The sequence below is a fragment of the Arthrobacter sp. SRS-W-1-2016 genome (assembly GCF_002009585.1).
GTDB lineage: Bacteria > Actinomycetota > Actinomycetes > Actinomycetales > Micrococcaceae > Arthrobacter > Arthrobacter bambusae_A.
The window spans coordinates 90,607-110,360 of record NZ_MTPV01000045.1 but is presented as its reverse complement, the minus strand read 5'-3'; the positions used below and the strand labels follow the sequence as shown (position 1 = coordinate 110,360).

Genomic DNA, 19,754 nt, shown 5'->3' with positions numbered 1-19,754 from the left:
TCAGTTGGCAACTCTGGGGAGTATCCTTTCACTGTGACCCACGAAACATTGGATGCCGGGCCCGAGTTGCCCGCGGAAGCAATCGACGCAATAGAGCGAGCAGCAACTGCCGCCCACCGCCACGAGGATCTCTTCTCGGAGCGCGCCGCCAACATCAAGCAGTCCGCCGTGCGTGACGTCTTCGACATCTCAATGCGGCCGGGACTCGTGTCCCTCGCTGGCGGAAACCCCTATCTGCAGTCCCTCCCCCTCGAGAAGCTCGGCCAAACCGCCGCCCGCATCATTGCGGAAGACGGCATGACGGCGCTTCAGTATGGCGGCGGACAAGGCACCGAGGAACTACGCACGCAGATTTGCGAAATCATGGCCGCCGAGGGCATCTTGGACGCCCGGCCGGAGAACGTGATCATCACCGCCGGTTCCCAATCGGCACAGGACGTGGCTACGAAGGTCTTCTGCAATCCGGGCGACGTGGTCCTCGTGGAAAACCCCACCTACGTGGGCGCACTGAACACCTTCGAGGCGTACCAGGTCCAGGTTGAGACAGTGGACATGGACGACGACGGACTGGTTCCGGAGCTCCTCGAAGCCAAGATCGCGGCCCTTCAGGCCCAGGGCAAAACCATCAAGTTCCTGTACACGATCCCCAATTTCAACAACCCCTCCGGCATCACGCTTGCCCCGGCGAGGCGCCAGCGCATCGTCGATATATGCCGCAATGCGAATATTCTGGTGCTCGAGGACAACCCCTACGGTCTCTTGCGCTTCGACGGCAAGCCGCTGGAACCCATGCGGGCCGCGAATGAACACGACGTCATCTACATGGGCTCGTTCTCCAAGATCTTCGCCCCGGGACTGCGCATCGGATGGGCCCTGGTACCCGAGCACTTGCAGCGGCGTTTCTACCTGGCGTCGGAAGCCGTGACGTTGTGCCCTCCAACCCTGAACCAGATGATCATCTCGGCATATCTCCGCGACTACGACTGGCGCGGGCAGATTGACACCTATCGGGCCCTGTACGAGGAACGCTGCAATGCCCTGCTGGTGGCGTTGGAAGAGCACATGCCTTCCGGCCTTAGCTGGACCAGGCCCGAGGGTGGCTTCTTCGTATGGGTGACCCTGCCCGATGGCGTGGACACGTATCCGCTGCTCAAGAGGGCGATCGAGGCAGGGGTCGTGTTCATCCCCGGCGCGGCGTTCACGCACTCCGATCAACCATCCAACAAACTGAGGTTGGCTTTCAGCGCAGTGCCACCGGAGTCCATCGCCGAAGGCGTCCGCCGATTGGCGCCGGTTTTGCAAGAAGCCATCGATGTCATCAGCAAAGGAGCAGATATATGAGCGGAATAGTCCTCGTCGGAGTCGACGGTAGCGCAACAGCAAGGCGGGCAGCCGATTCGGCAAAGAATTTGGCAACCGCACTGGGCGCGGAACTGCGCGTCATCACCGCTTTTGAAGGCGCCCACGTGGAGGTCGTTGAAAGCGGCGGCGACAAATGGATCCTCTCCGACGCCGACGCTGCGGAAAAGGTAGCCGCCAAGGTGGCTGCCGAACTCGCCTCCGACCAGCTGACCACCAGCTACGCAGCCGTCTTCGGCAAAGCCGGAGAGGCCCTCGTCAAGGAAGCAGAACGTGTGGGTGCCCAAGTGATCGTGGTGGGCAACCGCCGCATGCAGGGACTGGCCAGGGTTCTCGGCAGCGTTGCCAACACGGTGGCGCACAACGCGCCGTGCGACGTCTACATCGCCAAGACGGACGAACCGTAAGTCGTCAGGATCACGCGTTGTGGTGGGCGGTCTCACCCCGATTTTGGCCGGGCGGCTAGGATGCCGCCGGTAAAATTGAAGTGGCCCCCAAGGGTGCGAGCCGCCCATCACAACAACCCGTAGGGGATCCCTTTTGCTTACTCTGCAGCCGCGCCAACGCGTCGGACACGACATTCTGCTCGCGCGCCACGGCAACCACATCAGTTCCATGCGCTTCGACCGGACAAACGACCGCGTCGTGGCACTTCTCGACGACGGCTCGGTAGACAGTGCCCCGAACTTGATTTCCCCGCTGCTCCAGATGCCGGAGACCTTCCGCAGCATCCTTCGCTCCGACTGGAAATTGTTGTTTGTGGTCGCCTCCGCCATGCTCGCAGTCGGAGCCCTGGCCATGGTGTTGTCGTTTGGAATGATCGGCAGCATGAACGACCAGCAACTGCACGACCTCGCGCTCAGCTACACGTCCTACTAGCCAAGCCATCCGCGCAGGGCCCACCAAAGTCCCGCGATGACCACGCCGCCGAACAACGATCCGGCGATGACCTGGGCGGGAGTATGTGCCCGTAGGACGACGCGGGACCAGCCGACGGCCGGGACCAGAAGCAACAGCGGCAACCACGCCGGACCGAACATGAGAGCTGCAATCACTGCGGCCGCGGAAATTGCCGAGGCATGGCCGCTTATTTTCCACACGAGGCTGACGGCGGCCAACACAGCGATGCCGCCAATCAGTGCAAGGATCATCTCTGAGACGCTCGTTGGAGCGTTGATGAGATTGAGGACCAACAACCCCACAACCACGGACACGAGCGCAAGCATCAGCAAGGGCGCACGTTCCTTGCGATCGCTGACGTGGTGGTCGCTGAGTTTTCCGAGCCTCACCATGATCAAGACGTAGGCAAACGGCAGCACGCACACAAAGAACGCACCCAGGACGCCGAACCATATTGTCCCCGGGAAACCCGGTTGCACCGCAGGGCTGATAAGCAGCAGGACGGATACGACGGCGGGCGGCTGGAAGACTTCCGTCAGGGTCCGGGCAACCCGGCGCCGCTCTCCCCTGACGCCGATCCGCCCGTCCTTGATAGCGATTTGCTCAGTCAAGCAGCAGCGCCGGCTCTTCGAGGATTGACGCGACGTCGGCCATGAAACGGGCAGAGAGGTCCCCGTCCACAACCCTGTGATCGAACGAACCGCCGAGCGTTGTGATCCAGCGCGGGATGACCTCGCCGTCGAGCACCCAAGGCTTTTGCTTGATGGTGCCGAACGCGACGATTGCCACCTCACCGGGGTTGATGATGGGCGTTCCAGTGTCGATGCCCAGGGCGCCGATGTTCGTGATGGTCAGCGAGCCCCCCTGCATTTGCGAAGGCTGGGTCTTGCCCGCCCGTGCCGTGCTGGCCAGCTCATTGAGTGCGAGGGCCAGTTCCTTGAGGGAAAGGTCCTGTGCATCCTTGATGTTCGGAACCATGAGCCCGCGCGGGGTTGCCGCGGCAATGCCGAGGTTCATGTAGTGCTTGACGAGGATCTCTGCGTTTCCGTTGCCGTCCGCGTTGTCCACCCAGGTCGCGTTGACACTCGGATTGCGCGCCGCAGCCCAAATCACGGCCTTGGAGAGAATCAGCAGCGGGGATACCTTGATGCCTTCAAAGTCCCTGGAGGCTTTGAGCCGCTTGACGAATTCCATCGTGCGGCTGGCATCGACGTCAACGAAGATGCTCACGTGCGGTGCCGTGAAGGCCGACTCGACCATGGCCTTGGCGGTGGCCTTGCGGACGCCCTTCACGGGAATCCGTTCCACCCGCTGATCCTGCGGCTTCTTGGACGCACCCCAGAACTTGTCCGCTTGGTCCACCTCGGCATCGCGCTGCGACTGGTAGCTGACCAAGTCCTCGCGGGTCACTTCGCCACGGGCTCCCGTGGGAACGACGTCGGCCAGGTCAATCCCCAGGTCGCGGGCGATCTTGCGCACTGGAGGCTTGGCCAACACCCGGTTGACGATGCCGCTGACCGTGGCGCCGAGGCCGGCGAGACCCGGTGTCTGGTTTGCCGGAGCAGTGGGTTCGACTGCGGGCTCAACGGCGACACGTTCGACGGCGGCGGGTGCCGTGTTCGCCGCGGCCGCAGGGACGGCGGTAGCGCCTTCCGGGCGCTTGCGCGGGCGGCGCTTGACGGCGTCGGCCTTCGGACCGGAGCCAACCAGCGGACCGCCAGCGGGACCGCCGTCGGACGTTCCGGCGTCGGCGGGCAACTTGCCGTACATCGAGGCTTCGAAGACCTGTTCCGCCGCAGGCGCGGCGGTTGGGGCCGGTACGGCCGCGCTCGGAGCCGCAGGCTGCTCGGCGAGCGGCGCAGCAAGGGCTGACGTGGACGCTGTCTCGCCCGGCGCATTGTCCGAAATGCCGATAATCGCCGTTCCCACTTCAACCGTGATGCCCTCGGCAACGAGCAATTCCGCCACGGTTCCGGCGTAAGGGGACGGCAATTCCACGAGGGACTTGGCCGTCTCGATCTCGCAGATGACGTCGTTGATGGCAACGGTGTCGCCGGGCTTGACCTTCCAGGAGACGATTTCTGCCTCGGTCAGGCCTTCGCCGACATCCGGCAGGTTGAATTTCTTAACAGTCACTTAGGTCCTCGATCTCGGCTGGCCCGTCCGCGTTGGGGCGGGTGCAATCAGGGGCGGCTAGTAGGCCAGGGAACGGTCCAGGGCTTCGAGGATCTTGTCGATGTCCGGCAAGTAGTCCTCTTCCACCTTCGCCACGGGATACGGCATGTGGAAACCGCCCACACGGATGACCGGAGCCTCCAGGTGCAGGAAGGCGCGCTCACTGATCCTGGCAGCGATCTCGCCGCCGATCCCCCCGAACGTCGGGGCTTCGTGCGCCACGATCAGACGGCCGGTCTTCTTGACCGAAGCGGTGACGGTGTCGAAGTCGATGGGGGAAATCGAGCGTAGGTCGATCACCTCGATGCTGCGCCCGTCCTCTTCCGCGGCCGCCGCGGCGGCCAGCGCCACCGGTACCAGCGGCCCGTAAGCAACGATCGTTGCGTCGGCGCCTTCGCGGAGGACGTGCGCCTTGAACGGGTCCGACGCCGGTCCCGGGTTTTCGGTGTCCACCTCGCCCTTGAGCCAGTAGCGGCGCTTGGGTTCGAAGAAGATGACCGGGTCCGTGCAATCAACGGCCTGCTGGATCATCCAGAAGGCGTCGTGGGCATTGGACGGAGTGATAATGCGGAGGCCGGCCGTGTGGGCGAACAGCGCTTCCGGCGATTCCGAGTGATGCTCGATCGAGCCGATCCCGCCACCGTAGGGAATGCGGATGACCACGGGAACAGTCAGCTTGCCGCCGCTGCGCGAGTGCATCTTGGCCAGTTGCGTGGTGATCTGGTTGAAGCCCGGGAACACAAAGCCATCAAACTGGATTTCGCAAACGGGACGGTAGCCGCGCAAGGCCAGGCCGATGGCCGTGCCGACGATGCCGGACTCGGCGAGCGGAGTATCCACAACCCGGTCCGCGCCGAACTCCTTGATCAGTCCGTCGGTCACGCGATAGACGCCACCCAGCGGCCCGATGTCTTCGCCCATGAGCAACGACTTCGGGTTATTGGTGAGCGACGCACGCAGGCCTTCATTGATGGCCTTGGCAATGGTCATGGTGGTCATCAGTTGCCCGCCCCTTCTTCCTCGTCGCCTTCGAATCCGGCGGAGTATTCCTCGAACCAAGCAAGTTCCTCGGCTACCAGGGGGTGCGGCTCGGCATAGACCCCGGCGAATGACTCGTGGAAGTGGGGGCCCTGGAGATTTTGGGTGGTGCTACGGACATGGGCAGCGAGTTCATCGCCGTCAGCCCTGACTTGCTCAAAGAAAGCTTCGTCGGCCAGGCCCTCGTTGCGAAGGTATTTCTCCAGGCGATCCAAAGGATCCTTGCCCCGCCAGGCGGTTTCTTCGGCGGATTCGCGGTACTTGGTGGGGTCGTCCGCCGTGGTGTGCGCGCCAACACGGTACGTATAGGCCTCAATGAGCACCGGACCGCGGCCTTCGCGGGCGTGTTCAAGCGCCCACTCCGTGACTGCGTGGACTGCGATGACGTCGTTGCCGTCCACTCGGATGCCCGGGAAGCCGTATCCCTTGGCCCGGTTGAACAGGGGGACCTTTGTCTGGACCTCGGTGGGGACTGAGATGGCCCAGTGGTTGTTCTGGCAGAAGAACACCACGGGAGCGTTGTAGGACGCCGCGAAGACCATGGATTCATGGACGTCGCCCTCGGAACTGGCGCCGTCGCCGAAGTAGGCCACAACGGCAGCCTTCGGCTCGTTGGAACCATTGGCTTCCGCGAGTTTCTGGTCGCGCTGGATTCCCATGGCGTACCCAACGGAATGCAGGGTCTGCGCCGCAAGCACGAGGGTATAGAGGTGGAAGTTGTTCTCGGTGGGATCCCAGCCGCCATTCGAAATTCCGCGGAACAGCTTCAGGAGCTCCGCCAGATCCACGTCCCGGGTCAGTGCAACGCCATGTTCCCGGTAGGTGGGGAAGATGTAGTCCTGCCGCTGAGTGGCGCGTCCGGATCCGATCTGGGCGGCTTCCTGGCCCGTCAGGGGAACCCAAAGGGCCAGCTCGCCTTGACGCTGGAGGGCCGTGGCCTCCTGGTCGAAGCGGCGCACCTTGGCCATGTCGGCGTAGAAGCCCCGGAGTTGCTCAGGATCAAGGCGCTTGGCGTAGTCCGAGAAGACCGGATCCGTACCTAGCTTGCCGTCCGGCCCGAGCAGCTGGATCATGTCGGCAGCGGGATCGCTGGAAGCGCCTCCCGCGGGAGACTGCCGATCGAGTCCCGTTCCGTTGATCCCGGGGGTGGGCAATTGAGTTGCGCCCATTCCGTCTCCTTGCCTGCCGCAGCCCGATGCTGAGCAATATTCGCTGATATATGCCGATTCCGGAATGCATTCCGGAATCGGCATATCTTGGCTTTCGTCCCTTACTTTATCCGCAGTAAGGGACGCAGGGGCATTTGTTAACCGCTAGGAAGGCTGCGGCGCTTTTGTATAGGACGCACAGAGTTCCAGGAATCGGGTATTGGCCTCGACTTCTCCGATGCTGACCCGGACGCCCTCGTTGCCGAAGGCCCGCACGGACAATGCCCGCTCGCCTGCCAGTCCGGCAAATTCGGCACTATTCTCTCCAAGGTTCAGCCACACGAAGTTCCCTTGAGCCTCGGGCACGAACCATCCCAGCTCCCGGAGTCCTGCGGTCACCCGGTCCCGCTCATCGACCAGGCTTTGTACCCTTTCAACAACTTGGTCGAAATGCTCCAACGAAGTAATGGCGGCGCGTTCGGCGATCTGCGAGACGGCAAACGGCGTTGCCGTGACGCGCAGGTACTGGGTGAGATCCGGGCCGGAAATGCTGTAGCCAACGCGCAGCCCCGCAAGGCCATGCGCCTTGGAGAAGGTGCGGAGGACCACGACGTTGGGGTACTTGCGGTACAGCTTGATGCCGTCCACGGCGTTCTCGTTCCGGACGAACTCCTGGTATGCCTCGTCGATGACAACCACGACGCCCGCCGGCACTGACTGGATGAACCGTTCGGTTTCCTCGGCGGTGAGGATGGGACCCGTGGGGTTGTTCGGCGTGCAGAGCAAAATCACCTTGGTACGGACGGTGACAGCGGCCGCCATGGCCTCGAGGTCGTGGCGTCCGTCGGAAAGCAATGGAATCTGGACGCTCTCCGCCCCTGCCAGCCCTACGCTGATCGGGTAGGCCTCGAACGAGCGCCACGCATAGATGACCTCATCGGATTTGCCGTCGTGGTTCTGCCCGGCAAAGGTGGAAAGGATCTGGTTCAGGGCTCCGAGGCTTCCGGCACCGGTGACGACGTCGTCAGCGGGGACACCCAGGAAGTCGGCGAGCGCCGTGCGCAGCTTGGTGGACAGCGGGTCCGGGTATCGGTTGATGTCCGACTGGTCAGCAATCGCCTCGAGCACAGCGGGAATCGGGGGTAGCGGGTTTTCATTGGATGACAGTTTGTAACTGGTCAGGCCATCGATCGCTACGGGAGGCTTGCCTGCAGCATATTTGGGGAGCCTGTCCACAACCGGGCGGGGACGCACGCCCTCCGGTGCGTTGTCAGAAGAATTCATGGCACCAGCCTACTTGCAGGCCTCCGGGCCATGCTGGGAAGCTCTCCGGCCGGCGCATGCGAAGGCCGGCGCATGTGAAAGCATGGGCGTATGGGTTCATTCATTGTGCGTGTCCTGATCAACGGGCTGGCCCTCTGGGTTGCCAGCTGGATTCTGCCCGGGTTCAATATCTCGACCTCTGCAACTACCAACGCCGTAAGCAACGCGGGGGTCACTCAGGGCGGCGACACCGTGGGCGTGGTACTTGCCTATCTCTTCATAGGGCTCATTTTCGGGATCGTCAATGCCTTGGTCCGGCCTTTGGTCCGGCTGCTCTCCCTCCCGATCACTATCCTCACCCTCGGGCTCTTCACGATTGTCATCAACGCGGCCATGCTGTCCCTGACGGCGTGGCTCAGCAGCTACACGCCGGTACACCTGACCATCGACCGTTTCTTCTGGACAGCGGTTCTCGCCGCGATCATCATCAGCCTGATCTCCATGGTGGCCAGTTGGATTCCGGGCGGTAGCAGGCGGTAAGGCGCCCGAGGCGAGCAAGCACGGCCACTTCCTCATCGCCCTCCCCGCGGGGCCTGCGTCGTTTCGCGGCTCAGCTTGAACCGGCTCACCTTGGCCACTCCGCCAACGCCAAGTATCCCGCCCAGAGTGGCGGTGGAAGCCGCGAGTGACGGATCGGAACTGAGCTGCACCAGCTTTGCCCCTTCCTCGTAGCGTGAGAGCTTGTGCGCCGGGCCGATACCCTGGTCTTCGCCGGGTGCCAGGCTCACCGGATTGGTCATGGTCACCGTGACCCGGTCTTTGGTATCCGGATTCGCTTTGCCGTCCGCCCCGGGAACCCAATCCTGTTGGTGCTCGAGGTGCAGGCTCCCGATCCCGGCCTGAGGGGTGATCCCGCCAACGGGTGATCCGGCGGTCACCACGAACTTGAGGTCAAACTCGGCGAGGAAGGCTTTGTCCTGACTCAGGTTCATGGCATGGATTCCGCCTTGGCTGTGGCCCACTGCCACCACCGTTTCGCCGGCTGCGGCTCCTGCCTCGAGCAACGCCTGGCGGATGGCCTTGCTGGTTTCCGCTGAGTTGTAGCCCAGCGCTTCTGCAATCCCGGCCTCGTCCAATGGATTGCTGCCTCCGGGCGGATTGCCCGGCTGGGTGCCCGGAATCAAGACCACCCATGCCTTGTCTTCGCCCTTATCTATCTGCACCACTTCTATTTCGCCTTCTGAAGTGGCACTGACGTGATCCAGTTCCCGGAGCATTCCTGCTGCGGACAGGTCCACGCTCTTGGTGGCGGTCTCTGTCTGGCTGACTGAAATGGGACGAGGCCTGAGGAAAGACAATGCGGGGGCCGTCGCGATTGCCCTCAAGACGGCGCCGACATCAGTGGGCCCGACGATCGCCCCTGCAAGGTTGGCCGCTGCCGGGGGTAGCCCCATCATCTGCTCCAATATCCGGCTCAGATCCCGGACAGCTCCTTCTGTGGCGTCCCTCAGGCCAAGGTCCAAGGCATTTAGGCCTGTCCCGAGGATCGGCGCCCCCATGCCCATTCGCAGCCTGATCGCAGCGTGTGATTCCGCAAACCCGTATTCACGGTGGCTTGCCCTGACACCGTTGCCGATCCGCTGAAGCTGTTCGCGGACCCGCCCAATCTCCCGGCCACTCTCCCCGACCGCGATGATTGCGCTGCTCCCGCTCGCGTACGACGATGCCTGGTGTGGGAAGAGAGCCACCCTGACCGCTTCAGCTTCCACTTCAATCGCCTGCAGTTGGAGCACGAGCCCGTCCAGCGCGGCGGCGCCGGCGAGCAGCTCTTCAAATTGGAAGCGGATTCCGCCGACTCCGCCGCGTATCCGCAAGCTGCCATCCGGCTCGGGTGTTCGAGGCTGGGGAGTTCCGCCCGCGCCGACGGGAGCAACCTCGGCCATCAGAGGCCCGGCTGGAGTTTCGACGCCACATTCCGGGAATGGCGGAGGGTCACTGCAGCGGCCTCGCGCAAGGCGTCACGCCCCCTTCGAAGTGATGCGGCCTGTAATGCCAGCGTGGTCCGATAGGCGCGGCCGGCCGGCGACTCCCATTGCTCGAGTTGCAACTGAGCCATCCTTGCAAGGGCTGCGTCGGCTTGGTCCGCGCAAACGCTCATCCGCCATCCGAGCTTCTGGATTTCCGCGCCTCGTGAAATACATTGCGGCGAATCCAGATCCGTTCCCCCGGCCGCCATAAGAATGCCGCTCAAGATGTTGCCCTCCTCTGTGTCCATTGATGTTGTGGCATCGACGCTACGTTGCGCTCCGGTGGCACGGAACCGACGCTGTCGGCTATGTGGATAACCTGCCGGAAACCCTGAGGTGAAGGGGAAGTCAAAGTGTTTTGCACATAGAGAAGTCCGGCTTAATGGCGTGAGCCGAGTTCATGAAAGAATTGCCTCATGCCTGAAACCGTCGCCGCCGCTGTTACCCGTACGCCCTCTGGACGCGTTGCTCTCGCCGCGTCGCCGGAGCCGATCGCCCTGGGCCCCCTGGACGGCCGGTACCAGTCCGCCGTCGCTCCCTTGGTCGACTACTTGTCCGAGGCCGCGCTCAACCGCGACCGCGTGGCCGTCGAGGTCGAGTGGCTCATCCACTTGACCAGCAACAACGTACTTCCAGGCGCCGGTCCCCTGACCGCCGAACAGCAGGAGAAGCTGCGCGCCATCGTCACCGAGTTCGATGCCACTTCGGTCACGGAACTCGCTGACATCGAAGCCGTCACCGTCCACGACGTCAAGGCTGTTGAGTACTACATCGGTCGCCGCCTCCCCGCGATCGGCATCGAGAACCTCACCGCGATGGTGCACTTCGGCTGCACGTCGGAAGACATCAACAACCTTTCGTACGCCTTGGGCGTCAAGGGTGCCGTGGAAGATGTCTGGCTCCCTGCCGCAAGGGCCTTGGTTAAGCAGATCGAAGCGATGGCCGAGGAGAACCGCGCCGTCCCGATGCTTTCCCGCACGCACGGCCAGCCGGCAACTCCCACCACTCTCGGCAAGGAATTGGCAGTCATCACGCACCGCCTGAGCCGCCAGCTGGACCGCGTTTCCAAGACCCAGTACTTGGGCAAGATCAACGGCGCTACCGGCACGTATGCCGCACACGTCGCTTCCGTTCCCGGCGCCGATTGGCAGGCCGTATCCCGTTCCTTCGTCGAAGGCCTCGGACTCTCGTGGAACCCGCTGACCACCCAGATCGAAAGCCACGACTGGCAGGCCGAACTCTACGCGGATGTCGCCCGCTTCAACCGCATCCTGCACAACGTCTGCACGGACATCTGGAGCTACATCTCCATTGGCTACTTCCGCCAGATCCCTGTGGCCGGCGCCACCGGTTCCTCCACCATGCCGCACAAGGTCAACCCGATCCGCTTCGAAAACGCCGAGGCCAACCTGGAGATTTCCAACGGACTGCTGGACACCCTGGGCGCCACGCTGGTCACCTCCCGTTGGCAGCGGGACCTCACCGACTCTTCCTCGCAGCGCAACATCGGCGTCGCATTCGGGCACTCGCTCCTTGCCATCTCGAATGTCGCCAAGGGGCTGAAGGCCCTTGACGTCGCCGAGGAGGTATTGGCAGCCGATCTCGACACCAATTGGGAAGTCCTGGGCGAAGCGATCCAGATGGTCATGCGCGCCGAAGCCATCGCCGGCGTCGAAGGCATGGAGAACCCATACGAGCGGCTCAAGGATCTCACCCGCGGCCAGCGCGTCGATGCCGTCCGCATGCAGGAATTCGTCTCGGGACTGGGCCTGTCTCCCGATGCCGAGGCACGCCTCCTGGCACTTACTCCAGGCAAGTACACCGGCATCGCGGATCAGTTGGTGGACCACCTGAAGTAGAGGCAACATGGACCCTGCGTTTCCGAATCGATGTAAGGAACTGTGTCAGCATGAGGCTCTTGCTTATCCGTCACGGGCAAACCCCCGGAAACGTCCTGGGCCAGTTGGACACGGCGTTTCCCGGTCCGGGACTGACTGATCTCGGCGAACGTCAGGCCGCCGCGCTCCCCGCGTCACTTGCGAACGAGGACATCACGGCCATCTACGCATCCACGCTGGTCCGCACCCAGCTGACGGCCGCCCCGCTCGCAAAAGCCCTCGCGCTCGAGGCCACCGTACTGCACGGCCTGCAGGAGATTGAGGCCGGGGCTTTGGAGAAGCTCACCGACCACGAATCGCACCACCGGTACATGAGCACTGTTTTCGCCTGGACCGACGGTGAACTGGATGTCCGCATGCCGGGAGCCGGTGACGGACACGAGTTCTTCGCCCGCTACGACGCCGCCATTGCCAAGGTGGCAGCGGCAGGCGACCAGACCGCCGTCGTGGTCAGCCATGGTGCCGCGATCCGCTGCTGGGCAGGCCGCCGTGCCGCGGATGTCGGCCGCGAGTTCGCCGCCACCCACCAGCTGCAGAACACCGGAATCGTGGTGCTCGAGGGCGACCCGGAGACCGGCTGGCGCCTGCTGCACTGGGATCAAAGCCCGGTCGGCGGACTTGCCTTTGCCGACCAGACGGTCGAGGACCCGACCGGCGACGCCGTCGAATGACGGCTGCCTAGGGCCGACCCCAACACCGGGTATTTCTCCGGACGCTTACGCGGAGGAAACACCACGGTAACCCCCGCTTCTTAGGCTTGATTTGCATAACCCCCTCCGGCGAAAGAGGTTCCGATGCAGACCAATCCGCGGCTCAACATCAGACAGGTCACGTGGGCCAATCCGGTGGGTGCAGATCTCCGCGCGGCGCAACAAGCGGAATTGGACGCGCGTTTCGGCAATTCAGACCACGAGCCCGGGCCCGCGCCGTCGGAAGCTGACACGGCGGTCTTCGTCGTCGCGTACGAAAAGTGCTCCGGCCAGCCTTTGGGCTGCGGAGGGCTCCGGATTCTGAACGCCGAAACCGCGGAAATCAAGCGGCTATACGTCGTCCCGTACGCCCGGGGCTCAGGAGTGGCCAGTTCCATCCTCGCTGCGCTTGAGGCGCAGGCACATGCCCACGGTTTCAGTGTGATCACTGCGGAAGCCGGGTCGGCCCAATCGGACGGTCGCAGCTTCTACGAGAGCGCCGGCTTCTCGGCCGTACCCAATTTCGGGCCCTACATTGGCGTCAGCCACTCGCAGTGCTACGCCAAGCCGATCGATTCGCACAGCGCATCGCACACGGCGATGGCCTAAGGGACAGGCCCACACAGGTCCACCCTCTGGATGCAACCGTCACCGGATCAATCCAGGCTGCGTCCGCCCTGTCCCAGGTGGGCTCGATTCATGGCTTCGATTTCTTCATCGCTCAGGTCGTCGAAGCTCTTGGCCTCGTGTTTGTCGCTCCGGGAGAACCGGACGAACATCAGGATGATGAGGGGGAGATCCACGGTCTCAGCCAGGAACCACATCAGGTCTCCGGCGAGTTGCTGGTCTCGCAACGGTGAGGGGAACCAGGCTGGCTGATTGCCCAAAACCGACGTGGCGCCGTCGAGGATTCCCGGGCTGAGCCGCATCAGGACCCCGGGCACTGCGTCGGCGAGCAGCTCAATGAATACAAAGATGAATTCGACCACAATGAGCGATCCGGTGCGTCCTGCGCCGTCTTCCATGATCGGCACGGTCATGAGGAGTCCCATGACGGGCACCAGCAGGGTCAGGATGACGTCGGCGGCGGGGTTGGTCCGGAGCACGTAGAAGAACGGGGTCAAGAAAAGCGTGAACATGGCGAGGCCCAGAAGCGCCGCCACGAGCGTGTTGCTGAGCATGCGGACAAGCCGGTGCCGCAGGACCGCTTCCACCCTCGCCGCCCCCACGGGGCCAAGGGTCTGCCGTGCAAGTGTTAGCGGCTTGCCCAGGCCTATCAACAGCGGGACCACAAAGAGATAGGACGTCACTTTGAGGGTAAAGGCCCACCTCAGGTCGTGGCTGTAGGTTCCCGGGAATCCGAAGCTCAGTGCCGCGAAACTGCCCAGGCCAAGGACGAAGAAGGCAAACGAGTTCCACAGGGGCCAGTGGATATCCCGGCGCTTGGCGCCCATCAGGCCCTTTGAATACAGGGCGACCGCGGCTACAAGAATGACCAGGGCGGGCCAGTTCATTGACCACGCGCCCAGCACGGCATCCAGCGGTGGCATGGTCAGCGGCCCCTGCCGGAAGGCAGGGCGCTCAGCCCGGCGCTACGGTGGGTTTTGTCGATCTTCATGGTGTTCCTCCAGCGCGTTCCCGGTGTGCCGCATGGTGCGCGAATCGGCGTTTCGTGTTGTGCCCTGAACCGGGTGCACCGTATCCATGTTACGGAGTCCCGCCCAGCATGGCACGCCGCAGGAGACGCGGGCGCCTGGCCTCGGCTAATCTCGCATTATGGAAAAGGCTGACATCACGTTCCGGACCCGCAAGTGGATACGTCCGGAGGACCTCAACGCCAACGGCACGCTGTTCGGTGGAAGCCTGTTGAAATGGATCGACGAGGAAGCGGCAATCTACGCCATCCTCCAGCTTGGAAACGGTCGGGCCGTCACCAAGTACATTTCCGAAATCAACTTCGTCAGCTCGGCCGTGCAGGGCGATCTGGTGGAAATGGGCCTGACCGCCGTCCGTTTCGGCCGGACGTCACTGACCATGCGTGCGGAAGTGCGCAACATGATCACCCGCGACAGCATCCTGACCATCGAGGAGATCGTGTTCGTCAACCTCGGGCACGACGGCCGCCCGGAACCGCACGGCTACACGGAAATCACCTACGACCGCGACCGCATCCCCACGCACCACTTGACGCAAGCGCTCCAAGAGGACTGAGCTGGCGGCCGCGAGATTCGCGGCCGCCAGCTTGTTGCGGTCAGCGCCTGTCGAAGGTGAGGCCACCCGGGACCTGGAACGTCGGCATGAGTTCCAGCATGCCCACATTGACGTGGCGCGGGGTTTCGATGGCGTAGTCGAGCGCGTTGACGATGTCGTCAGTGGTCAGCGACTCGTAGCCCTCGTAGTACGTCTTCCATGCTTCTTCCATGGCTTCGGGCGTGCCGCCCATGTTCCGGCCGAAGATCTCGGTTTCCACCCGGCCCGGGCAGATCTCCGTCACGCGGATGCGCTTGCCGACGGTGTCGTTCCGGAGCTGGCGGGAGATCTGGTGCACGGCGGCCTTCGTGGCGTGGTACACCGTGTGGCCGTAGAAGTTGTAGACGCCTGCGATCGAGCTGATGTTGATGATGTGGCCAAGGTCGCGCTCCACCATGCCCGGCAGGACCAGCCGCGTGAGCTGGAGCAGGCCTCGAAGGTTGACGTCAATGAGCTCGTCGATGTCCTGTTCGGACGAGTCCAGGAGGTTGCCGGGCCGGGAAACTCCGGCGCAGTTGACCAGGACATCGACCTTCAGCTCGCTCACGACGGCGGTCAGGGCCGCCGTGTCGGTCAGGTCCACAACGTGCGGGATGGCGCCCGTACGATCGGCGAGTTCGCTGAGGCGTTCCTCGTTGCGGGCAACTGCGTGAACAGTCAGGCCCCTCTTGGCCAGCCGCTCGGTGATCGCGGCACCCATACCGGTTGAGGCTCCGGTGACGAGGGCGGTGTTGTAGTCGGAAAAAGACATCTGTTCTCCAAAAAGTGGGACTGGAAGGCACGAGCTGTGCCCGGAGGTCAGCGGCGACTAAGCGTCGCGCAGGGGTTCGTGTGCCCGGTCCTTGACCGTGCTCACGGCTGCAAGCGTGCCGAGGGCCGTGATGACCGCGTAGAAGGCCGGCATGTAGATGTTGCCAGTGCTGCTGATAAGCCAGGTCATCAGCAACGGAGCAGTTCCGCCGAAGAGCGCGGAGGAAATGTTGTAGCCGAGGCCGTAGGCGGAGTACCGAACCCGCGTGGGGAACAGCTCAACGATCAGGATGTGGATGACGGCCGTGTGGCCCGCGAAGACGATGGCCATGATGGAGGCACCAAGGATGGCCAGGCCCATGTTGCCCGTTGCGATGAGGGCGTAGGACGGGATGCCCAGGATGGTCATGGCGATGGCGGAGCCGGCGATGACCTTCTTGCGGCCGATGCGGTCGGAGAGGGCGCCCATGAAGGGAATGGCGATGCAGATGACAACCAGGCTGCAGGCGGTGATGAACAGCGCCTCGCCGATGGTGAAGTTGAGCTGCTTGCCCTTGAGGAACGTGGGCATGTAAGAGAACAGGACGTAGTAGCCGGAGCCGTTCATGAGCGGGATGAAGAGGGCCAGAACCATGGCCCGGCGGTGCTCAGCGGACTGGAAGGCTTCCTTGAGCGGGTTCTTGGACAGGCCGCCCTCTTCCTTGAGCTTTGTGAAGTTGGGGGTGTCCGCGATGGCCTTGCGGATGTACCAACCGATGACGCCCATGGGAATGGCGACCAGGAACGGAATGCGCCATGCGAAGGAGCCGAAGCCACCGCCGTCGATCGCGGACTGGGTAAGCCAAGGAGACATGGAGAACGCCACGAGGGTGCCGGTGAGCAGTGCTGCGAAGGACGCGATCTGTGCGTAGGAGGTGATGATGCCGCGCTTGCCTTCGGGGGCGTGTTCAGCGAGGAAGGTCATGGCGCCGGCGGCCTCGCCGCCGACTGAGAAGCCTTGCAGGAGCCGCAGCAGGACCAGCAGGATGGGAGCGGCGATGCCGATGGCCGCGTAGGTGGGCAGGATTCCGATACCTGCGGTGGCGACGCTGATCAGCAGAATGACGAAGACCAGTAGCTTTTGCCTGCCTATCCGGTCGCCCAAGTAGCCACAAACAACTGCGCCAAGGGGCCGGACGAAGAACGAGACTGCGTAGCCTGCGAACACGAACAACAGGGCGTTGTCCGGGTTGCCCGGGGCAAGGAACACCAAGGCAAGCGTTCCGGCCATGAAGGCGAAGATGCCGTTGTCATAGAGTTCCACGAAGATGCCAACGCAGCCTGCGGTGACAACCTTGCGCGTTTGACGGCCCGTGAGCCGTTCATGCTGCACTTGCGCAGCGTTGGTGTTTGCGGTCATGACATTTCCTTCTTGATGTTGAGCGTAGCAACGCCTATTGGTTTTGACGACAGGTTTTTAGCTGCATGCCGCAACCGGGAGGTCCTGCCACTGGGGTCGGCATCCAATGCCAAGTAGTCCGAAGACTGTGTTGACGGATTCGCGGAGGGTTTCAAGCTGCGCCCGCGAACGCCGGTGGGCGGACGTTGCCTCCGCCACTGTTGTTTTCCTGAAGTGGACCTTGTCGCCCGGGCGGGCTTGCGCAAGGACGTCCAGGCCATTACTGGTAACCACTGCGAGGACCGGATAGCCGGCAGTGACGCCGCGTCCCCGATGCAGCACCAGCAACTCTTCCCGGGAAGGAACTTCGACGGCGCCTACCGGGACGCCGCGCGAAAGCACTTCACCGCTTGAGGTTCTTTCGGGAAGTTCGCCGCCGAGCCTCAGGCCGATGTGATTGCTCCGACCACTCACGGCGTATTCCGAGGTGAAGAGCAGTTCGGCGGAACCGCCGAATTCGGCGACATCCGGCCCATCAGTCACATCGACCATGAGTTGCTGCCCCATGCTCGGCCGTTCCAGACCAAGCCGGAAGAGCGGAAGGTCGAAGTACGGTTGGCGAACAGGGCCCACGCTGCGGCGGGCCAGGAGGGTGGTTCCTTCCTTGAGCTGCAGGCCGAAGCCCACAACGGTGTCCGGAGCACAACTGCCCAACAGCATCGGCGCCTCCACGGAGCCGTGGATGGCCAGGTAAGCACGAAGGCCCCGGTTGATTCCCCGGATGGCCACCGTCTCGCCCGCGCGGACCGAAACCGGTTCCCACTGGGTGCAAGGACGCCCTCCGACGGTGAGCGTCAGCGGAGCGCCAGTGACTGCGATGAGGATGTCCGAGTTCGCTTTCATCCTGAAGTCGAGGGCCGTGATCTCCACCAGGGGATCGTTGTCCAGATTGCCGGCCAGGATGTTGGCGGCCCGGGCCGAGTACTGGTCCAGGGCCCCGTTCACGGGAAGTCCGAAGCGCGGTCCACGGAACCGGCCAAGGTCTGTGACCACGGCGTTCCCGGGTTGCTGGATGAAAATGTGCCCGCTCATGGCCTTGGTTCCAGTTCCTTGCCGACGTAAGAGTCGAACTCTCCGGCCTCGATACTGCGGAAACGGAGAATGTCGCCTGGCTTGTAAGGCACCAGTGGTTCGCGGCGAATATTAAGGACGGTCAAGGGAGTCTGACCGATGACGCACCAGCCACCGGGCGCTGACGCTGGTGCGATGACGGCTTGGCGTCCGGCCACAGCCACGGCTCCTGCCGGGACGCTGAGCCGGGGATCCTTGAGGCGCGGCACGGGCTTCGGGAACGCGGGGCCATCCATCATCGGCGAGCCGGCCGGCGCGCCGAGGCAGCGGACGGTGTAGGTCTTTTCAGTGTGGAGCCGGATGACTTCTTCGGTGGAGATGCCCTGATAAGCTGCGACATTCTCCAGGTCGGGGCCGAATTCGCCCCCGTACACCACGGGAACATCAAACGCACGGGGGGCCGCTGCGCTGCCGTCTGACCGGCCCATTTCGAGGAGTCCCAGCTTCACGAACGCGCGCACCTGACGGGCAGACACCAGCACGGGGTCGAATTCCACGAGCACGGAATCGTAGGTGGGTACCGCGCCGTGAAGTCCCTCGGCACCGCAGCTTTCCAGCCAGTCGGCAAGACGGTGGACCGTGAGCCAGTTGTCCTCGCTTGCTTCGGCAAGTGCGACGACGCGCAATGCGGAGTCTCCGGATTCGTAGATCTCGGTGGGAGCCGCCGTGAGAACGGACATGTCAGGCCGCCTTCCTCTTGGCATCCACGACTTCGGTCAACGGGGCGATGCGAACGCCTGCCGAAATGAGCTCCGAGCGGATGAGCCGGGCGAGCCCGACGGCGCCGGGGTTGTCTCCGTGAAGCAGGACAGTGTCCGTGGAGATGTCGATGTCAGTGCCGTTCGCGCACCGGATCTTGCCTTCGCACACCATGCGCACGGTCCGCTCGACAATGGCCGAGGGGTCGTGCAGCACGGCGCCGGGCTGGCTGCGCGGGACCAGCGTCCCGTCTTCCTGGTAGGCGCGATCGACGATGCCCACAATGGCCACGTCGAGGCCGGCGGAACGTGCGGCCTTGGCCAACTCGCCCTGCTGCGCGACCACGATGAGTTCGTTGTCCACGCGGGCGGCCGCTTCGGCCACGGCCGCAGCGTAGTCCTCACGGACGGCGACGAGATTTCCCAGCCGGCCGTGCGGCGCAAGGTGGGTCACTTTGGTTCCATGGAAGGCTGCGAAGCCATTCAGGGCTCCCAACTGGTAGAGCACGTCCGCACGCACCTCGTTGGCAGTCAGGCCCATGTCCCGGCGCCCGAAACCACGCAGGTCGGGGAAGCTCGGATGGGCTCCGATACCCACTCCGCGGCGAACGCATTCAGCGACGGTGGCGTCCATGATGTCGGGATCGCCCGCGTGGAACCCGCAAGCGATATTGGCGCTTGAAACGATCTCCAGAAGGTCGGTGTCGCTGCCTATGGTGTAGGCACCGAATCCCTCTCCAAGATCCGCTACAAGATCAATTATCGGATTCACGTGGTTCTCTTTCCGTGGTTCTGCATTGGGCCGGTAATTCCATACGAGCGGGTGGAATATCGGAAGAATTGAACTGCCCGCTCGATTGGAAGTGTTTAGCTGAAATTCTTCAATCAGAGGTACTGCGGTAATTCTTTGGTGATAGAAGTCTCGCACCCAAGAAGTTCGGGCACAAAGACCTATTCGCTATCACGGGATAGCCTCCGGTTATGACCTACGGCACACCTGCCGCCGGCAGGGACCGCTTTCCGCCGCGGGCGATGGGCGATATGCCCGAA

Annotated in this window: 21 protein-coding genes; 8 read left to right on the top strand and 13 right to left on the bottom strand. The window is 63.3% G+C overall.

Annotation, left to right across the window (positions count from 1 at the left end):
• Positions 1-33: 33 nt before the first annotated feature.
• The 3 genes from BMF89_RS11515 to BMF89_RS11505 all read left to right on the top strand — a co-directional run bounded on the left by BMF89_RS11515 (position 34) and on the right by BMF89_RS11505 (position 2,238).
• The gene (locus tag BMF89_RS11515) at positions 34-1,341 is read left to right on the top strand and encodes a PLP-dependent aminotransferase family protein (protein ID WP_078107234.1); all 1,308 of its coding nucleotides are present in this window, start codon (positions 34-36) and stop codon (positions 1,339-1,341) included.
• Complete coding sequence (locus BMF89_RS11510) at positions 1,338-1,766, top strand: universal stress protein (protein ID WP_078107233.1); 429 nt, start codon at positions 1,338-1,340, stop codon at positions 1,764-1,766. The genes BMF89_RS11515 and BMF89_RS11510 overlap by 4 nt, the downstream gene beginning before the upstream one ends.
• Positions 1,767-1,899: 133 nt before the next feature.
• A complete protein-coding gene (locus BMF89_RS11505; protein ID WP_078107232.1) occupies positions 1,900-2,238 on the top strand; it encodes a hypothetical protein in 339 nt (112 codons plus the stop codon).
• Here the strand turns inward: BMF89_RS11505 and BMF89_RS11500 are convergent.
• The 5 genes from BMF89_RS11500 to BMF89_RS11480 form a co-directional block, all read right to left on the bottom strand.
• A complete protein-coding gene (locus tag BMF89_RS11500) occupies positions 2,235-2,870 on the bottom strand; it encodes a phosphatase PAP2 family protein (RefSeq protein ID WP_253190794.1) in 636 nt (211 codons plus the stop codon). The two genes, BMF89_RS11505 and BMF89_RS11500, sit on opposite strands and share 4 nt — an antisense overlap.
• Positions 2,863-4,395 (bottom strand): dihydrolipoamide acetyltransferase family protein, encoded by a 1,533-nt coding sequence (locus BMF89_RS11495; RefSeq protein ID WP_078107231.1) that lies wholly within the window; start codon positions 4,393-4,395, stop codon positions 2,863-2,865. Before BMF89_RS11495 ends, BMF89_RS11500 begins: the two co-directional genes overlap by 8 nt.
• Positions 4,396-4,452: 57 nt before the next feature.
• Complete coding sequence (locus tag BMF89_RS11490; RefSeq protein WP_078107229.1) at positions 4,453-5,433, bottom strand: alpha-ketoacid dehydrogenase subunit beta; 981 nt, start codon at positions 5,431-5,433, stop codon at positions 4,453-4,455.
• Entirely contained in the window at positions 5,433-6,641 is a 1,209-nt protein-coding gene (gene pdhA, locus BMF89_RS11485; RefSeq protein ID WP_078107227.1) for a pyruvate dehydrogenase (acetyl-transferring) E1 component subunit alpha, read from the bottom strand. The genes BMF89_RS11490 and pdhA overlap by 1 nt, the downstream gene beginning before the upstream one ends.
• A 144-nt stretch (positions 6,642-6,785) precedes the next feature.
• On the bottom strand, positions 6,786-7,904 hold the full coding sequence (locus tag BMF89_RS11480) for a histidinol-phosphate transaminase (protein ID WP_078107225.1): 1,119 nt from the start codon (positions 7,902-7,904) through the stop codon (positions 6,786-6,788).
• 90 nt (positions 7,905-7,994) lie between these two features.
• On the opposite strand from BMF89_RS11480, the gene BMF89_RS11475 reads away from it, so the two are divergent.
• Positions 7,995-8,423, top strand: coding sequence for a phage holin family protein (locus BMF89_RS11475; protein ID WP_078107223.1), 429 nt, complete (start codon positions 7,995-7,997; stop codon positions 8,421-8,423).
• A gap of 32 nt (positions 8,424-8,455) precedes the next feature.
• On the opposite strand, the gene BMF89_RS11470 is transcribed toward BMF89_RS11475, so the two are convergent.
• Both BMF89_RS11470 and BMF89_RS11465 read right to left on the bottom strand, forming a co-directional pair.
• Complete coding sequence (locus BMF89_RS11470) at positions 8,456-9,826, bottom strand: hypothetical protein (protein ID WP_078107221.1); 1,371 nt, start codon at positions 9,824-9,826, stop codon at positions 8,456-8,458.
• A complete protein-coding gene (locus BMF89_RS11465) occupies positions 9,826-10,134 on the bottom strand; it encodes a hypothetical protein (protein ID WP_253190793.1) in 309 nt (102 codons plus the stop codon). Before BMF89_RS11465 ends, BMF89_RS11470 begins: the two co-directional genes overlap by 1 nt.
• Before the next feature lie 192 nt (positions 10,135-10,326).
• Here BMF89_RS11465 and purB point away from each other — a divergent pair, with 192 nt between their 5' ends.
• From purB to BMF89_RS11450, 3 genes are all read left to right on the top strand, one after another.
• Positions 10,327-11,769: an adenylosuccinate lyase gene (gene purB / locus BMF89_RS11460; protein WP_078107220.1), complete on the top strand. Its 1,443-nt coding sequence runs from the start codon at positions 10,327-10,329 to the stop codon at positions 11,767-11,769.
• Between the two features lie 50 nt (positions 11,770-11,819).
• Positions 11,820-12,479 carry a histidine phosphatase family protein gene (locus BMF89_RS11455; protein ID WP_078107218.1) on the top strand — a complete coding sequence of 220 codons (660 nt, stop codon included), beginning with the start codon at positions 11,820-11,822 and terminating at the stop codon, positions 12,477-12,479.
• Positions 12,480-12,602: 123 nt separating this feature from the next.
• Positions 12,603-13,106: a GNAT family N-acetyltransferase gene (locus BMF89_RS11450; RefSeq protein WP_078107217.1), complete on the top strand. Its 504-nt coding sequence runs from the start codon at positions 12,603-12,605 to the stop codon at positions 13,104-13,106.
• A 47-nt stretch (positions 13,107-13,153) separates the two neighbouring features.
• Here BMF89_RS11450 and BMF89_RS11445 read toward each other — a convergent pair whose 3' ends face one another.
• The gene (locus BMF89_RS11445) at positions 13,154-14,047 is read right to left on the bottom strand and encodes a cytochrome c oxidase assembly protein (protein WP_078107216.1); all 894 of its coding nucleotides are present in this window, start codon (positions 14,045-14,047) and stop codon (positions 13,154-13,156) included.
• 226 nt (positions 14,048-14,273) lie between these two features.
• Here BMF89_RS11445 and BMF89_RS11440 point away from each other — a divergent pair, with 226 nt between their 5' ends.
• A complete protein-coding gene (locus BMF89_RS11440) occupies positions 14,274-14,708 on the top strand; it encodes a hotdog domain-containing protein (protein WP_078107214.1) in 435 nt (144 codons plus the stop codon).
• A gap of 40 nt (positions 14,709-14,748) precedes the next feature.
• Here the strand turns inward: BMF89_RS11440 and BMF89_RS11435 are convergent, their stop codons facing one another.
• The 5 genes from BMF89_RS11435 to BMF89_RS11415 are packed head-to-tail and all read right to left on the bottom strand — an operon-like array spanning position 14,749 to position 19,476.
• A complete protein-coding gene (locus tag BMF89_RS11435) occupies positions 14,749-15,498 on the bottom strand; it encodes an SDR family oxidoreductase (RefSeq protein ID WP_078107213.1) in 750 nt (249 codons plus the stop codon).
• A 57-nt stretch (positions 15,499-15,555) separates the two neighbouring features.
• Positions 15,556-16,896 carry an MFS transporter gene (locus tag BMF89_RS11430; protein ID WP_078107212.1) on the bottom strand — a complete coding sequence of 447 codons (1,341 nt, stop codon included), beginning with the start codon at positions 16,894-16,896 and terminating at the stop codon, positions 15,556-15,558.
• Between the two features lie 57 nt (positions 16,897-16,953).
• Positions 16,954-17,967, bottom strand: a complete 1,014-nt coding sequence (locus BMF89_RS11425) for a biotin-dependent carboxyltransferase family protein (RefSeq protein WP_078107210.1) — start codon at positions 17,965-17,967, stop codon at positions 16,954-16,956.
• Entirely contained in the window at positions 17,964-18,686 is a 723-nt protein-coding gene (locus BMF89_RS11420) for a carboxyltransferase domain-containing protein (RefSeq protein ID WP_078107209.1), read from the bottom strand. The genes BMF89_RS11425 and BMF89_RS11420 overlap by 4 nt, the downstream gene beginning before the upstream one ends.
• Position 18,687: 1 nt before the next feature.
• On the bottom strand, positions 18,688-19,476 hold the full coding sequence (locus BMF89_RS11415) for a 5-oxoprolinase subunit PxpA (protein ID WP_078107203.1): 789 nt from the start codon (positions 19,474-19,476) through the stop codon (positions 18,688-18,690).
• Between the last annotated feature and the right edge of the window lie 278 nt (positions 19,477-19,754).

What these genes read in the sequence shown, in the direction of transcription:
- BMF89_RS11510 (WP_078107233.1), top strand. Translation starts at nt 1,338, where the DNA reads ATGAGCGGAATAGTCCTCGTCGGAGTCGACGGTAGCGCAACAGCAAGG.
- BMF89_RS11490 (WP_078107229.1), bottom strand. Translation starts at nt 5,433, where the DNA reads ATGACCACCATGACCATTGCCAAGGCCATCAATGAAGGCCTGCGTGCG.
- pdhA (WP_078107227.1), bottom strand. Translation starts at nt 6,641, where the DNA reads ATGGGCGCAACTCAATTGCCCACCCCCGGGATCAACGGAACGGGACTC.
- BMF89_RS11480 (WP_078107225.1), bottom strand. Translation starts at nt 7,904, where the DNA reads ATGAATTCTTCTGACAACGCACCGGAGGGCGTGCGTCCCCGCCCGGTT.
- BMF89_RS11475 (WP_078107223.1), top strand. Translation starts at nt 7,995, where the DNA reads ATGGGTTCATTCATTGTGCGTGTCCTGATCAACGGGCTGGCCCTCTGG.
- BMF89_RS11470 (WP_078107221.1), bottom strand. Translation starts at nt 9,826, where the DNA reads ATGGCCGAGGTTGCTCCCGTCGGCGCGGGCGGAACTCCCCAGCCTCGA.
- purB (WP_078107220.1), top strand. Translation starts at nt 10,327, where the DNA reads ATGCCTGAAACCGTCGCCGCCGCTGTTACCCGTACGCCCTCTGGACGC.
- BMF89_RS11455 (WP_078107218.1), top strand. Translation starts at nt 11,820, where the DNA reads ATGAGGCTCTTGCTTATCCGTCACGGGCAAACCCCCGGAAACGTCCTG.
- BMF89_RS11450 (WP_078107217.1), top strand. Translation starts at nt 12,603, where the DNA reads ATGCAGACCAATCCGCGGCTCAACATCAGACAGGTCACGTGGGCCAAT.
- BMF89_RS11445 (WP_078107216.1), bottom strand. Translation starts at nt 14,047, where the DNA reads ATGCCACCGCTGGATGCCGTGCTGGGCGCGTGGTCAATGAACTGGCCC.
- BMF89_RS11440 (WP_078107214.1), top strand. Translation starts at nt 14,274, where the DNA reads ATGGAAAAGGCTGACATCACGTTCCGGACCCGCAAGTGGATACGTCCG.
- BMF89_RS11435 (WP_078107213.1), bottom strand. Translation starts at nt 15,498, where the DNA reads ATGTCTTTTTCCGACTACAACACCGCCCTCGTCACCGGAGCCTCAACC.
- BMF89_RS11430 (WP_078107212.1), bottom strand. Translation starts at nt 16,896, where the DNA reads ATGACCGCAAACACCAACGCTGCGCAAGTGCAGCATGAACGGCTCACG.
- BMF89_RS11425 (WP_078107210.1), bottom strand. Translation starts at nt 17,967, where the DNA reads ATGAGCGGGCACATTTTCATCCAGCAACCCGGGAACGCCGTGGTCACA.
- BMF89_RS11420 (WP_078107209.1), bottom strand. Translation starts at nt 18,686, where the DNA reads ATGTCCGTTCTCACGGCGGCTCCCACCGAGATCTACGAATCCGGAGAC.